Annotated in this window: 15 protein-coding genes; 4 read left to right on the top strand and 11 right to left on the bottom strand. The window is 71.1% G+C overall.

Going from position 1 to position 12,939, the window contains the following annotated elements:
- Positions 1–223: 223 nt before the first annotated feature.
- A complete protein-coding gene (locus ACFYPN_RS23620) occupies positions 224–418 on the top strand; it encodes a hypothetical protein (RefSeq protein WP_358757489.1) in 195 nt (64 codons plus the stop codon).
- Between the two features lie 195 nt (positions 419–613).
- On the top strand, positions 614–1,357 hold the full coding sequence (locus ACFYPN_RS23615) for a hypothetical protein (protein ID WP_358757635.1): 744 nt from the start codon (positions 614–616) through the stop codon (positions 1,355–1,357).
- 49 nt (positions 1,358–1,406) lie between these two features.
- On the opposite strand, the gene ACFYPN_RS23610 is transcribed toward ACFYPN_RS23615, so the two are convergent.
- The 3 genes from ACFYPN_RS23610 to ACFYPN_RS23600 form a co-directional block, all read right to left on the bottom strand.
- The gene (locus ACFYPN_RS23610) at positions 1,407–3,191 is read right to left on the bottom strand and encodes an ABC transporter ATP-binding protein (protein WP_389300800.1); all 1,785 of its coding nucleotides are present in this window, start codon (positions 3,189–3,191) and stop codon (positions 1,407–1,409) included.
- A gap of 127 nt (positions 3,192–3,318) precedes the next feature.
- On the bottom strand, positions 3,319–3,951 hold the full coding sequence (locus tag ACFYPN_RS23605) for a class I SAM-dependent methyltransferase (protein WP_358757486.1): 633 nt from the start codon (positions 3,949–3,951) through the stop codon (positions 3,319–3,321).
- A 156-nt stretch (positions 3,952–4,107) separates the two neighbouring features.
- Positions 4,108–5,469 carry an FAD-dependent oxidoreductase gene (locus ACFYPN_RS23600; RefSeq protein ID WP_358757484.1) on the bottom strand — a complete coding sequence of 454 codons (1,362 nt, stop codon included), beginning with the start codon at positions 5,467–5,469 and terminating at the stop codon, positions 4,108–4,110.
- 283 nt (positions 5,470–5,752) lie between these two features.
- Here ACFYPN_RS23600 and ACFYPN_RS23595 point away from each other — a divergent pair, with 283 nt between their 5' ends.
- Together ACFYPN_RS23595 and ACFYPN_RS23590 are read left to right on the top strand one after the other, a co-directional pair.
- Entirely contained in the window at positions 5,753–6,739 is a 987-nt protein-coding gene (locus ACFYPN_RS23595; RefSeq protein ID WP_358757482.1) for an adenosine kinase, read from the top strand.
- A gap of 204 nt (positions 6,740–6,943) precedes the next feature.
- Positions 6,944–7,153 (top strand): CDGSH iron-sulfur domain-containing protein, encoded by a 210-nt coding sequence (locus ACFYPN_RS23590; RefSeq protein WP_358757480.1) that lies wholly within the window; start codon positions 6,944–6,946, stop codon positions 7,151–7,153.
- 26 nt (positions 7,154–7,179) lie between these two features.
- Here the strand turns inward: ACFYPN_RS23590 and ACFYPN_RS23585 are convergent, their stop codons facing one another.
- The 8 genes from ACFYPN_RS23585 to ACFYPN_RS23550 all read right to left on the bottom strand — a co-directional run bounded on the left by ACFYPN_RS23585 (position 7,180) and on the right by ACFYPN_RS23550 (position 12,939).
- Positions 7,180–7,866 (bottom strand): HemK2/MTQ2 family protein methyltransferase, encoded by a 687-nt coding sequence (locus ACFYPN_RS23585; protein ID WP_358757479.1) that lies wholly within the window; start codon positions 7,864–7,866, stop codon positions 7,180–7,182.
- Positions 7,867–7,979: 113 nt separating this feature from the next.
- The gene (locus tag ACFYPN_RS23580) at positions 7,980–8,966 is read right to left on the bottom strand and encodes an iron-containing redox enzyme family protein (protein WP_358757478.1); all 987 of its coding nucleotides are present in this window, start codon (positions 8,964–8,966) and stop codon (positions 7,980–7,982) included.
- A gap of 179 nt (positions 8,967–9,145) precedes the next feature.
- Positions 9,146–9,424, bottom strand: coding sequence for a gas vesicle protein K (locus ACFYPN_RS23575; protein WP_358757477.1), 279 nt, complete (start codon positions 9,422–9,424; stop codon positions 9,146–9,148).
- Positions 9,421–9,648: a gas vesicle protein gene (locus ACFYPN_RS23570; RefSeq protein WP_358757475.1), complete on the bottom strand. Its 228-nt coding sequence runs from the start codon at positions 9,646–9,648 to the stop codon at positions 9,421–9,423. Before ACFYPN_RS23570 ends, ACFYPN_RS23575 begins: the two co-directional genes overlap by 4 nt.
- Positions 9,645–10,475: a GvpL/GvpF family gas vesicle protein gene (locus ACFYPN_RS23565; protein ID WP_358757473.1), complete on the bottom strand. Its 831-nt coding sequence runs from the start codon at positions 10,473–10,475 to the stop codon at positions 9,645–9,647. The genes ACFYPN_RS23570 and ACFYPN_RS23565 overlap by 4 nt, the downstream gene beginning before the upstream one ends.
- Complete coding sequence (locus ACFYPN_RS23560; RefSeq protein ID WP_358757472.1) at positions 10,472–10,864, bottom strand: gas vesicle protein; 393 nt, start codon at positions 10,862–10,864, stop codon at positions 10,472–10,474. Before ACFYPN_RS23560 ends, ACFYPN_RS23565 begins: the two co-directional genes overlap by 4 nt.
- The gene (locus tag ACFYPN_RS23555) at positions 10,861–12,000 is read right to left on the bottom strand and encodes an SRPBCC family protein (protein ID WP_389300794.1); all 1,140 of its coding nucleotides are present in this window, start codon (positions 11,998–12,000) and stop codon (positions 10,861–10,863) included. Before ACFYPN_RS23555 ends, ACFYPN_RS23560 begins: the two co-directional genes overlap by 4 nt.
- A 6-nt stretch (positions 12,001–12,006) precedes the next feature.
- Positions 12,007–12,939, bottom strand: coding sequence for a histone protein (locus tag ACFYPN_RS23550; protein WP_358757468.1), 933 nt, complete (start codon positions 12,937–12,939; stop codon positions 12,007–12,009).

The raw sequence follows: 12,939 nt of genomic DNA, 5'->3' as shown, positions 1-12,939 counted from the left end.
CCTGCCCCTCCCGGCCTGCGAGGGGAGGCATCCGGCCGGCGCGCGGGCGAGGAGCCTTCGCACGGGCGCGCTCCGTCAACCCGGCGGGGTCACCTGTGCGGGCGAAACAGTCACAGCCAGTCAACACCCGTTCGGCGGACACGCAAGTCCGCCGAACGGCGCTCGCGCTCCGCCACACTGGCCGCGAAATGCCGCACACCGGGCGCGGCGGAGGAGGCGGGGCATGGTCATTTCCATCTCACTCGTGGTGTTCCTGTTGATCATCGCGATCATCTTCATGCGCAACGGAGGCCTGAAGATCTCGCACGCCATCGTCTGCGCCCTGCTCGGTTTCCTCATCGCCGGCACGCGGATGGCACCCACGATCCACGACGGCATCGTCAACACGGCCGAGATCGTGAGCGGACTGAGACCCTGACGGCGGGGCCCCGGAACGGGCCCTCCGAGAAGTCCCCGGCCTCTCCCGCGGGCCCCCCGGGGCGCGGACCGCGCACGACCGCCCGCCGCGTTCACCCGCGGCGGGCGGTAACGTCGTGTGCAGGTCCCCGTCCGAATCCCGGCGACCCGGAGCGTGCGCGTGCCGCTCCCCGTCGCGCGTCTGGAGAACTCCGCCATGTCCTTCCCGCCCTCCGGCCGTCACTCCGGCGCCGCGCACCACGAGTACTGCAACAGTGCCCTGTGCTGCCGGTGCCAGACGCGGACCTGGTCCACGAACGTGGCCGGGGAGCGGCTCTGCGGACCCTGCAGTTCCTGCTGCCGCGAATGCGGACGGGCCCCGGCGCCCCACCTGGACGGTCTCGACCAGGGGCTCTGCGGCGAGTGCCGCGGACTCTGCGGACGCTGCCTCACCCCGAAGCGACCGGACGGCTCCTGCGGCTGTGGGTCCTGGCACCGTTTCGCCGGGAAGGACCCCTTCGGCTACGTACTGAACGCCCTGCCGCAGCCCCTCATGCAGGGATTCGGCCGCCGGCTCCCCGCGGAGGTCCACGACCTGATCCGCCAGGAGCTCGGACGGCGGACGGCGTTCCAGCTCCGGGAGCGGATCGAGCGCCGCTGGAACCTCCGCTGGGCGCACGCCCTGCACGAGAAGGACGAAGACGGCCACCGCCGCTTCACACCGCTGGACATCGCGGAAGCCGTCCTGGCGCGGGGCCGCTGCCCGGACCCCGACTGTGAGGACGGCTACCTCATCGCCACCGACCTGCCGTGCGGACGCTGCCGGCAGCCCACGTACCGCTTCGTGCCGTCCGTCTCCGAGCGGAGGGCGACCACCGGCCACGCCCGGCAGACCGCGGCGGAGATCCGGCGCGATCTGCTGGAAAACCGCACCCGCACCCGGCGCGCCCCGCGCGGCTGACCCGGCAGCCGCCCATCAGCCGTGCCGACGACGCTGCGGGTCCATACGCCTACGCCGCCCGGGACGGATGCAGGCCCGCGTACACGCCGCCGCGGCGGATCAGCTCCTCGTGCGTGCCGATCTCCGCTATCCGGCCGCCCTCCATCGCCACGATCCGGTCGGCGGCCCTGATCGTGGAGAGCCGGTGGGCCACCACGAAGATCGTGCGTCCCCGCACCAGCCGGGCCAGGGCTTCCTGCACCAGCGCCTCGGACCGCGTGTCCAGCGCCGAGGTCGCCTCGTCGAGGATGAGTACCTTCGGGTCCCGGATCAGCGCGCGGGCGATGGCCAGGCGCTGCTTCTGGCCACCCGACAGCCGCGCCCCGCGCTCGCCGACCACGGTGTGGATGCCGTCGGGGAGGGACTCGACGAACTCCAGGGCGTTCGCGTCGCGCAGCGCCCGGCGGACCGTGCGCTCGTCCGTGTCGCCGAGACCGTAGGTGACGTTCTCCTCCACCGTGCCTTCGAAGAGGATGGACTCCTGCGGGACGACGGAGAGGAACCGCCGGTACGTACGCAGGTCCAGCGATGCCATGTCCCTGCCGTCGAGCAGGATCCGCCCGGACGCCGGCCGGATGAACCCGATCAGGAGGTTCAGGACGGTCGACTTGCCCGCCCCCGAGGCCCCGACCAGCGCGACCGTCTCGCCCGGCCGGGCGGAGAGCGTGAACTCCCGCACCGCGTCGCCGGAAGCCCCCTCGTAGGAGAACCCGGCGTTCTCGAAGTCGATGCGCCCCTCGACGCGCTCCACACGCTCCTTGCCCGCGTTGATCTCCAGGTCCGGCGCCTGGAGCACCTCACCGGCCGAGCGGACCGACTCCAGCCCCTGGCTGATCACCGGCGCCAGACTCAACAGGGTGGAGACCGAGCCGGTGAGCGTGGTGAAGAACGCGCTCAGCATCACGACGTCGCCCGCGGTGATCGCCAGCCAGCCGTGGTACGCGACCAACGCGGAACCGGCGAGGCAGCCGACGCCGAGCGAGTTGAGCAGGATCCAGGCCATCGCACCGAACCGGCCGTTGAGCACGTCCAGTCGCAGCCCCGCCGTCAGCACCTGGCTCAGCGGGCCGTCCACCCTGCCGAGTGCGGCCTTCTCCAGGCCGTGCGCCCGGGTGATGGGGATCAGGCTCGTCATCTCACTGACACGGGCGGAGAGCTGCTCCACCTCCTGGCGGAACGACTCGTTCTGGGTGCGCAGTCGGGTGCGCAGCTTCATGACGAGGAACGCGGCGGCCGGCACGACCACGAGGAACACCGGCAGGAAGGACGGCACCCGGACGGCGATCACGGCCAGTCCACCGAGGAGGGTGACGATTCCCGCCAGCCCCATGTCGGCGCTCTGCTGGACCATGTGCTCGACCAGTTCGACGTCCCGGACCACCTTCGCCTGCAGGACCCCGGCGCTCGTCCGCGAGTGGTAGCCGATGGAGAGCTGCTGCATGCGCCGGCAGAGCGCCTGCCGCAGCGACGTACCCATCCGCCGCACACTGCCGTTGAGGCAGCGGACGTACAGCAGATGCATCGGGTAGTTGAGGACGAGGACGAAGAGCAGCGCACCCGCGTTCAGCCACAACTCCCGTTCGGGGCTGTGTCGGACGACGACGTCGATGATGTTGGCGGTGATCAGGGGGAGCAGCCAGATGGGGCTGTGCTTGACGATGAACGCCCCCACGGCGAGCACCAGCCGGGCCCGGTCCGGGCGCAGCAGATAGCCGAGAGTGCGGATGGGGTGTTCGCCCCGGTAACGGTGGTCGAGCGCGGAGAGCCGCGGAGGAAGGGTAAGCGTGTGCTGCATCCGGCCAGCCAAGCCGTCCGCCCTCCGCCGCCGCAAGACCCCATCCGCATCGTGGGCGAGCGGCGGGTCGCGGTACCGGTCCGTCCCCGAGCCGTTCTCGCGGAGGGCGCCGCCCGGCGTGCGGGCGTCAGGCGCGACGGCAGAGCAGGAAGAGGTGCGGCTCGGGCGTCGCCTCCGGATGGGCCGGGGTGAAGAGCACGCCGCGTCCGGAGACGACCGTGAAGCCGGCCTCCGTCACCAGCGAGGTGAACGCGGGTGCGTCGAAGCTGGTCGCCCGCACCGGGTGGCCCATGAAAACCACGTCCACCCCCTCCACGTCCAGCGGGACCGTCGCCACGGAGAGCAGTCCGCCGGGCCGGAGGACCTGGGCGAGCCGGGCCAGCAGCGCCGCCTGTTCGGTCCGCGTCATCTGGAGGAGCGAGAAGTGGACGCACACGGCGTCGAAGGACTCCTCCGCCAGGGCGAGTGCGCGGATGTCGGCGCGGACGAAGGACGCCTCGGGGACCTGCCGCGCGGCCAGCTCCACCATGACCGGCGAGACGTCGACGCCGTGCACCTCGTGTCCCGCGGCCACGAGCACCTCGGCCGTCGGGCGGCCGGTCCCGCTGCCCACGTCCAGCACCCGGCTGTGCGGCGGAAGAAGCCCGGTCAGCTCGCGCAGGGCGTCCCGGTGCGCCGGTGCACCGGCGAAGGCCCGCTCGTACGCGGCGCCCAGCGCGTCGAACACCCTCGCCGCCGAAGTGCCGCTCACGTCGTCCATGGGTGTGTTCCTTCCGCGGGCCGGCCGGTCACCCCGGATCGTGCCACCCGGCGCCCCCGCCCACAACGGCGCCCGCACCGCACCCCGTCCCCGAGCGGACGACAGCGCCCCCGGCCCCGTGAAGGGGTGCCGGGGGCGCGTACGCCGTGCGGGGACTCAGGCTCCGGAGGCGTCCAGCATCGCCGAACGCTCCACCACCTTGATCCGCTCGCGGCCCTGCTCGGCGCCGAGCGCCTTCTCGTGGGCGTCCAGGCGGTGCCAGCCCTCCCACGTGGTGTAGCGGACCCCGCGGTCCTCCAGGTGGGCCACGACTGCGTCGGGCTCGGGCTGCGCCGGGGCGGACAGCCGGCCCTCGGCCCGGTCCGCCAGCAGGCATTCCACAGTCTCGTTGGCGTCACCCTTGGTGTGGCCGATGAGACCGATCGGACCGCGCTTGATCCAGCCGGTGACGTACACCGACGTCATGTGCTCCGAACCGGCGATGACGCGCCCGGCCTCGTGAGGGACCGTGCCGGAGGCGGGGTCCCACGGGAGCTTCGGGAGCTCGTCGGAGTAGTAGCCGACCGCGCGGTACACGCTCTGCACGTCCCAGTCGGTGAAGGCGCCGGTGCCGCGCACGTTGCCCGTACCGTCCAGCTCGGTGCGCTCGGTACGCAGACCGACGACCGAACCGTCCTCGCCGAGCACCTCGACGGGCGACTCGAAGAAGTGCAGGAAGAGCTTGTGCGGGCGGTCGCCGACATCGCGGATGGCCCAGTTCTCCAGCGTCTGGGCGACCATGTTGGCCTGCTTGTTGCCCCGGCGGGTCGCGATCGAGCCCTCGTCGTAGTCGATGTCCTCGGGGTTGACGATGACCTCGATGTTCGGCGAGTGGTCCAGCTCGCGCAGCTCCATGGGGCTGAACTTCGCCTGGGCGGGACCGCGGCGCCCGAAGACGTGCACCTCCAGCGCCTTGTTGGCCTTGAGGCCCTCGTAGACGTTGGCGGGGATCTCCGTCGGGAGCAGCTCGTCGGCGGTCTTGGCGAGTATGCGCGCCACGTCCAGGGCCACGTTCCCCACGCCGAGCACGGCGACCTTCTCGGCCGTCAGCGGCCAGGTGCGCGGCACCTCGGGGTGACCGTCGTACCAGGAGACGAAGTCCGCGGCGCCGTGGGAACCGTCGAGTTCTATCCCGGGGATGTCGAGGGCCCGGTCGGCCTCGGCACCCGTCGAGAAGATCACCGCGTCGTAGAAGGAGCGGAGCTCGTCCAGACCGATGTCGTTCGGATAGTCGACGTTGCCGAAGAGCCGGATCTGTGGCTTGTCCAGAACCTGGTGCAGCGCGGTGACGATGCCCTTGATCCGGGGGTGGTCGGGGGCCACTCCGTAACGGATCAGACCGAAGGGTGCGGGCATGCGCTCGAACAGGTCGATCGAGACACCCGGGTCCTTGGCGGCTTCGGATTTCAGCAGCGCGTCGGCCGCATAGATTCCGGCGGGACCGGCTCCGACAATGGCGACGCGGACGGGGCGTGTCATGGGGCTGTGGTTCCTTCGTTCCTCGGGGCGGGTGAACGCTGGCAGGGTGAAGTCAAGGTAAGGCTTGACTTACTACACCCCCCTACACGGTATGTCCTCGCCTTCCCGGCCCGGTGGCCGGGGTCGGCGCGAGGCGGTGCGGAGCCGCAGAGGGCCGACGCGGGCGACTGCGGAACGGTACGTGAAAATGCTTTCAGTATTTTTCCGCAAGGGATTGCGGGCCCCGGGGACGGCTGCTTGACTCGCTCCGTCCCACCACGAGCCGCGACCCCGGGGGAGTCCCATGAGCACGGAGTACGACGTACTGGTCCTGGGGGGAGCGGGTGTCGACACCATCGTGTACGTGCCGGAGCTGCCGCTCCCGTACGCCGACAGCCACATGATCCGCCCCGGCATCACCGCGCGCGCCGGACAGACCGGCGACTTCGTCACCCTCGGGCTCGCCTCCCTCGGGCTGCGGACCCACCACATCGACCTGATCGGCGACGACCACGAAGGCGAACTGGTCCGGGCCTTCCACCACGCCCGGTCCCTCCCCTTCACCGGGGTGCCGCAGCCACTGGGCACCAAGCGTGCGGTGAACCTCGTCGGCCCCGACGCGAGGCGGCTCTCGCTGTACGACGACAGCCGCGCGGCGGAGAGCGACCGGCTGCCGGAGGCCACCGTGCGGGAGCTGGCCGCAAAGAGCCGCCACGCGCACGTCTCGATCACCCACCCCTGCGCCTACACCCTGCCGCTGCTGCGGGAGGCAGGTCTGACGCTCTCGACCGATCTGCACGACTGGGACGGCGTGAACCCCTACCACGAGCCCTTCGCGTTCGAGGCTGACCTGGTGTTCCTCTCCGCCACCGCCCTGGAGGACCCCGGAGCGACCCTGCGCAGGATCGCCCAGCACGGCAGAGCCCGCGTGGCCGTCGCCACCGACGGGGCCGCCGGCGCCCATCTGCTCGTCGACGGCGAGCTGACCCACCTCCCGGCGATCGCACCGCCGGAACCCGTCGTCGACTCCAACGGCGCCGGCGACGCCTTCGCCGCGGGTTTTCTGCTCGGCTGGCTGGCGGGGGAAGAAGCCGCGCGGTGCGCCCTCTTCGGCGCGGTCGCCGGGGCGTACGCCTGCACCGTGGAGGCGACGCGGGCGGACGCCATCGGCCGTGAGCAGCTGCTCGCCCGCGTGGCGGAATGGGAGGCGGGCGCCGGGACGGTCGCCGCCCCGACGGCGGATGCGGTGGCGGCGCCCACGCGCGCTCGCGGCGTTGCCGAAACGCTCTGATAGCTCCGCATCGAGGCCGCTTTGGCGCCTTGCGGTCGCACGCACCGAGCCCCGCTCCTTCTTCCGCTCGACTACCCCGTACAGGCCCTGAGACCCGCGCGCCTCGGCGTGCGTACGGCCCTGGCGGGGACGACCATCGAGTCAGGTGTCCACCCGGTCCGTACGCCCGTACGCCCGCGCGGCGGACTCCGGAAGGCGGTTCCCGTGCCGGAAACACCCCGAAGCCCCTGCCGCGTCACGCTCACCGAGAACGGGCCGCTGCTGCTGGAGGGGCCCGTAGAGGTGACCCTGCCGGACGGCGGCACCGCGGTGTCGGACCGGTTCGTGGTCGCCCTGTGCATGTGCCGCAGGAGTCGCATCCACCCCTGGTGCGACACCAGCCACCGGCGGCGCGTGAAGAATGACGAGAGCTGACGGGGGCGTGCCCGGGCGGGCCCGGATCAGCCCCGTCCGGCGCGTACCGCACGTACGACGACCAGCTCCTCGCTGTCCGCGGCCCGCCCGAGCAGGCCCCGGTCGCGCAGCCACGCCCGCCGGGAGCGCAGGACCGGCCCCAGCGGAACCCGGGCCCGCTCGCACACCGAGGCGGGCAGCCCCGCCCGCTCCAGGCGCGCCACGGTCATGTCCGGGTCGCAGAGCGCCGAGTGCACCATCAGCAGCACCCCTCCGGGCCGCAACGCTTCCCTGGCCCCGTCGCAGACGCGGTCCAGGACGATCCTCCCGTCAGGTCCCGCGTCCCACGCCCTCGCGCGTCCGCGTCCGGGCACGTCCGGCGACGGCGAGGGCACATAGGGCGGATTGCACAGCAACAGGTCGTAGGCGCGACCCCGGACGGCGGCGGTCAGATCACTGCGCCGTACGTCGATGCGGTGGCGGTGGAGCAGGGCGTTGAACCGGGCGGTCAGGACGGCCCGGCGCGCGAGGTCCACCGCCGTGACCGACCCGCCGAGCTGAGCCGCGCGGATCGCCAGCGCCCCGCTGCCGGTACCGAGATCCAGCACACTCGCACCGGGCGCGAGGGCCTCGCGTTCGAGTGCACGCATCAGCAGACGGGTGTCGTGCTGCGGCGCGTAGACACCGGGCAGGGTGAGAACGAAAGGCGCGGGTGATGCCACATCGGTGGCCATCGGGGCTCCCTCGGACGGAGAGACGGGCGGTCTGTCTCAGATTGGGGCGGAATCGCCCTGGTCACCACTTGACGCCCCGCCCGGTGTGGCACCGTCCCCCGCAAGCACCTCCGTCAGGGCGTGGGCCGGTCCCGCCAGCCGGCCAGCAGCCGTTCCCCGAGCCGATCCTCCAGAAGGCCGGTGGCGGTGATGCCGAACGCGACGTCGGCCTCCAGCTCCGGCTCGTCCGCCAGGAGGCCCGCCACGACTTCACGCCGGACCACCTGCTCGTGCACCGCGTCCGCCTCGACGTGTTCGGCGTAGAAGAACTCGGCCGAGGGCCCGGCCCCGGTACGCCGCATGGCCTGTGCGAGGCGGCGCGAGGCGGGCGACGAGGTGATCTCCACCGCGGCGAAATGCCCCACCAGAGCGCCCCGGAGCCGCCGGTGCAGCCCGAACAGCGACATCAGATTGACCAGGGCGAGCATCTCGGCGTGGCCCTCGTCCAGATAGTGCCCGTAGGCGGTCTCCAGCCCCAGGTCCGCCATCAGGTCGGCGAAGAGGCGCGCGTGGACGCGCTCCGCGCGCCCGGCACCGAACTCGTCGTACTCGATCGCCGCCATCCCCGCCTTGGCCCGCCCGCGAAGCCTCGGCAGGACCCAGGCGTGCGGGTCGGCCTCCTTCAAGTGGTAGAGCGACCGCTGGACGGCGTACTCGCGGACGTGCCGCAGCTCCCCGTCGTCCTTGAGGAAGTCCGACACCCCCTCGCCGCGCACCGGCTCCACCAGGAGCCCGGCCAGGACTTCCTCCAGCGGATCGGAGCACCGGGCGTCGTGGCGCAGCGCGGCGAGGAAGGACTCCTCGGCATCCCGTCGCACGGCCAGCAGCTGCGGGTCCCACTCCAGGGCCGGGTCCACCCCCGCGAACCCCCGGTAGTGCAGCTCGTAGCACGCGTACAGCGCCAGATGGAGATCCTCGCCGTACGGATCGGCGGCACGGGCAGCCCCGGGGTGCGGCAGCCCGCCGTCACCCCGCAGATGACCGAGCACCGCGGCGGACAGCGGTCCGCGCTCGCGGGGCAGCCCCGGTGAGTGGTGCGCTCCACCGTCGTTGACGTCCATGATCTCCTCCGGTCCGGTGGTCGGGGCGCGCGCGTCCGTGCCCCAGGGCCGGTCGGCGGCGCTCGGGTCGGGGGGCCGTCCGGCCGTACGACCACAGGTCGGCTGGCCCCTCGATCACGGTACGCCGGACGACCCGTCCGGGCTCCTCGACCGGGTCCCGGTACGCCCACCCCGTCGGTTCAGTCCCTGGGCAGCAGGGACCCGAGGGGCCCCAGGTCCAGGTTGAGGTCCTCGGGACGAACCCCGTGCTGCTCGCACAGCTCGGCCATCCGCTGGTCGAGCATCATCAGGGTGGCGCCGATCTCGTCTGCCTGCTCGTCCGTGAGGTCCCCCAGGTCGACCCGGCGGATCGCCTGCCGTTCCATCAACTGGCGCAGCAGCTCCACCACCGTGAGGACGAGGGTGACGAGGTCACGGCCCATCCGCTCGCGGTCGAGGTCGAGCCGTGCCTCCGTCACAGCGGTCCTCCGTCGGCCCAGGGTGCGGGCACGCGTTCGTTGACCGAGGACAGCAGCGCGTGCAGAGACAGGCGCACGAGCGGAACGTCCGCGATGGCGATCACGAGATCCCCCCTGATGACCACTCCGGTCGCGAGTACCCGGTCGAGCAGATCGACCAGCGGCACCCCGATCGGACCACTCAGCGGCTCGGCGGAATCCCACGGCACCACCTCCCGGGTCATCCCTCCACCTCGCCCACGAAGGAGTACGGCACCCAGGGACCCGACAGGACGACCTGCGCGTCGCCCGGCTCACCCAGCGACTCCGCCAACCGGTGCAACTCGGCCGACCGGGTCTCCGCCACCAGATAGGTGGCGTTGAGGACCTGTACGCCTTGGCCCTCCGAGGAGGGCGCGGAGTGCAGCCGCAGCCTGCGTGCCTCCGCCGCCACCCGGCGGAACGCCTCGTCCACCGCGTCGGCCCTGAGCCCCGCTTCGACGTGACGGCGCTGCCGGCTTTCCTGGATGCTCCGCCGCCGGTTCAGATAAGCAAGACCCGAACCGGCCGCCGGACGTGCCCGTTCCGGCTCGGCTGCCGTCGTGGCAGCCGCACTGTCCTGAGCCGCCGCGGGGGAGAGGAACACCTTCACGCCCCACTCGCGGTGATGGGCGACCCGGTCGAGTGCGCGGTCGAACCGCGCCGCCTGCGACGCGAGCGCCGCCCGGGCGTTCCCGTCGCCGTGGTACAGCGTCGCCATGGGCAGCGGCACGGTGGGCGCGCCGACGGCGACGGCGGTGACCACAGCATGGTGCGCCCGCGCGTAGCGCTCCAGTTCCCGCTGGTCGGCGAGGCGCTCCTGCCACACCTCGTCGGTGAAGTCGTCCGCGCGCACGGTCTGCGCCACGGCCGACAGACGCGACCCGAGAGGCAGCGCGCGCACGGGCTCCTCGCCGGTGAGGCCGGGCAGCCGCCCGAGGGAGACGGAGGTGAGGTCGAGGTCGCGGCACACGGCGAAGACGTAGAGGGCGTCGTTCCCGGGGGAGGTGCCGCTGCGTACGGTGCTGGTCATGTGCGGGCGCGCTCCCTGGGTCTCTTCCGCTCTTCAGCCTCGTCGGAGGACTCCACGGTGTCGGAGGACTTCGCGTCGTCGGGCGACTCCAACGCCTCCAGCCGTGCACGCAGTTCGCGGTTCTCCTCCTGGAGGGCGCTGCGGGACGCGCGCGAACTCAGCGCGGGATCGGTTTCCCACCAGTCGATCCCGGCCTTCTTGGCCGTGTCCACCGAGGCCACGAAGAGCCGGAGCCGGATGGTGAGCAGCTCGATGTCCAGGAGATCGATCTTGATGTCTCCCGCGATGACGATTCCCTTGTCGAGAACGCGTTCCAGGATGTCGGCCAGGTTGGTCGTCTGCGGACCCGGAACGATGTCGGCGGTCTGCCGGTACGCCATGTCCGTCATCGACGTCCGCCCCTTCTCCGCTTCCGGGGACGAGGCGCTTCTTCTTCCTCCTCTTCCTCCTCTTCTTCCTCGTCGTCTACACCGTCCCCTTCGTCATCTTCTTCCTCCTCGTCCCCTTCTTCGTCGCCCTTTTCGTCTTCGTCTTCGTCTTCGTCTTCGTCGTACTCGGCGTCCTCGTCGGCGTCCTCGGCGTCCTCGTCCTCGTCGTCGAAGTCGCCGTCCTCGCCGTCTTCCTCTCCGCCTTCTTCCTCCTCGTCGCCCTCGTTCTCCTCGCCCTCCTGCTCTTCCGCTTCCTCCTCCTCGACGGCGTCCTCGTGGGAGACGACGACCTCTCCGTCGCGGATCTCACCGCGCCAGCCCTCGGCAGGTTCCGAACTGAGGGTGACGTAGCGCTGGAAGTGCTTGAAGTCCAGGCGAATGCGGCGCCCTTGGACCCGCCAGAGGTTGCCCGTCTTCTCGAAGAAGCCCGAGGGGTAGTACTCCACCACCAGGATGATCCGGGTCAGTGAGGGCGCCAGCTCGTGGAAGCTGACCGCGCCGCGTGTGCTGCCCTTGGCCCCCTCGGACGTCCAGACGATCCGCTCGTCGGGAACCTGCTCCTGCACGGTGGCCTTGAAGCCGCGGGTGGACGGACCGATCTTCACCTTCCAGTCACTCGCCATCTCGTCTTCCATCGAGACGCTCTGGACACCTTTGGTGAAGCTGCTGAACTGGTCGTACTGCGTCCAGTGGTCATACGCCTCGCGCAACGGCACGCCCACATCGAGGAACTCGATGATGTTCATGGACTTGCCGCCCGACTTGCTCTTCCCCTTGCCCTTTCCGCCCCCGTCCCCGCCGCCTCCGCCGAAGGCATCCTTCGCCTTGCCCACGACGTTGTCCTTCACCCCCTTCGCCTTCTCGGAGACGAAGGCCTTCAGGGGCGATTCCCCCTGCAGGACCCGCGAGCCGATCGCCGGCAGGGATCCACCGTTCTGGGCAACATCGGTGAGCTGGCTCGTGACGCCCGTGAGCTTCTCACCGGCTTTTTCAGCCAGACGCTCGACCTGCCCGGAGAGATAGCCCGACAACTCCTCACGCAGCCGGTCGACACCGGACACCTGGTCCTCGGAACCGTCCTTCTCGTTGCTTGCCATGGCTCGCTACCTCCGGCGATCGGCGCGCTTGGAAGCCGCCCGCTTGGACGACGTCGTCTTCTTGGCCGCCGCGCTCTTCTTCGCGGGTGCCTTCTTGGCGGCGGCCTTCTTGGCAGGTGCCTTCTTCGCCGCGCTTCTGGCGGGCGCCTTCTTGGCCGCCTTCTTCGCCGGTGTCGCCTTCTTCGCCTGAGCGGCCTTCTTCGCCGGAGGAGCCTTCTTGGCAGCCTTCTTCGCGGACACCGACTTCTGCGGCTCGGCCTTCTTCGCGGCGGTCTTCCTGCCCGGTGCCTTCTTGGCGGGTGCCTTCTCCGCGCCATCTTCCGGCGGACGGGCGTCGGAACGCTTCCTGGAGCGAGGGCTCGGTGCGGGTTCCGGCTCCTCGTCCTCCTCTTCGTCCGGCTCCTCGTCCTCGTCCTCGTCCTCCTCCTCTTCCTCTTCCTCGTCCGGTTCGTCCTCCTCCGGTTCCTCTTCGTCCTCGTCGAAGTCCTCGTCCTCGGGTTCCTCGTCTCCCTCCTCGTCCTCGAACTCTTCGTCTTCCTCCTCGTCCCGGGGCTCGTCGTCGTCCCCCTCGAACTCCTCGCCCTCCTCGCCGCCGTCTTCCTCTTCCTCCTCGCCGGGACGCCCCCGCTCGCCGAGCCGGGAGGTACGGTCGCCGATCGCCTCGGCCAGCGAGACCATTCCGCGATTGGCGGCCGCCGAGACCGCCTGGCGGCCCGCGTCGAGGACCTCGCCGCGCAACTGCTCCTGCAGTTCGGCGATCTGCGGCACGTCGCTCAGCCGTCGCATGCCCTCGGCGGCGAGTTGTTTCGGTTCGAGGCCGAATCGCCGTCCCGCCAGGTAGGTCGCGACCGTGATCGCGAGCCGTCCCTTCTTGGTCCGCCCCAGTACGTATCCGCCCACCACTGCGGCAGCGAGCGTCGCCTTGGCCGTGTCGTCCAT

It is taken from the genome of Streptomyces sp. NPDC005576, from assembly GCF_042871745.1.
GTDB lineage: Bacteria > Actinomycetota > Actinomycetes > Streptomycetales > Streptomycetaceae > Streptomyces.
This window is presented reverse-complemented; position numbering and strand designations above follow the sequence as displayed.

What these genes read in the sequence shown, in the direction of transcription:
- ACFYPN_RS23620 (WP_358757489.1), top strand. Translation starts at nt 224, where the DNA reads ATGGTCATTTCCATCTCACTCGTGGTGTTCCTGTTGATCATCGCGATC.
- ACFYPN_RS23615 (WP_358757635.1), top strand. Translation starts at nt 614, where the DNA reads ATGTCCTTCCCGCCCTCCGGCCGTCACTCCGGCGCCGCGCACCACGAG.
- ACFYPN_RS23550 (WP_358757468.1), bottom strand. Translation starts at nt 12,939, where the DNA reads ATGGACGACACGGCCAAGGCGACGCTCGCTGCCGCAGTGGTGGGCGGA.
- ACFYPN_RS23570 (WP_358757475.1), bottom strand. Translation starts at nt 9,648, where the DNA reads ATGACCCGGGAGGTGGTGCCGTGGGATTCCGCCGAGCCGCTGAGTGGT.
- ACFYPN_RS23610 (WP_389300800.1), bottom strand. Translation starts at nt 3,191, where the DNA reads ATGCAGCACACGCTTACCCTTCCTCCGCGGCTCTCCGCGCTCGACCAC.
- ACFYPN_RS23600 (WP_358757484.1), bottom strand. Translation starts at nt 5,469, where the DNA reads ATGACACGCCCCGTCCGCGTCGCCATTGTCGGAGCCGGTCCCGCCGGA.
- ACFYPN_RS23580 (WP_358757478.1), bottom strand. Translation starts at nt 8,966, where the DNA reads ATGGACGTCAACGACGGTGGAGCGCACCACTCACCGGGGCTGCCCCGC.
- ACFYPN_RS23560 (WP_358757472.1), bottom strand. Translation starts at nt 10,864, where the DNA reads ATGACGGACATGGCGTACCGGCAGACCGCCGACATCGTTCCGGGTCCG.
- ACFYPN_RS23585 (WP_358757479.1), bottom strand. Translation starts at nt 7,866, where the DNA reads ATGGCCACCGATGTGGCATCACCCGCGCCTTTCGTTCTCACCCTGCCC.
- ACFYPN_RS23555 (WP_389300794.1), bottom strand. Translation starts at nt 12,000, where the DNA reads ATGGCAAGCAACGAGAAGGACGGTTCCGAGGACCAGGTGTCCGGTGTC.
- ACFYPN_RS23565 (WP_358757473.1), bottom strand. Translation starts at nt 10,475, where the DNA reads ATGACCAGCACCGTACGCAGCGGCACCTCCCCCGGGAACGACGCCCTC.
- ACFYPN_RS23605 (WP_358757486.1), bottom strand. Translation starts at nt 3,951, where the DNA reads ATGGACGACGTGAGCGGCACTTCGGCGGCGAGGGTGTTCGACGCGCTG.
- ACFYPN_RS23595 (WP_358757482.1), top strand. Translation starts at nt 5,753, where the DNA reads ATGAGCACGGAGTACGACGTACTGGTCCTGGGGGGAGCGGGTGTCGAC.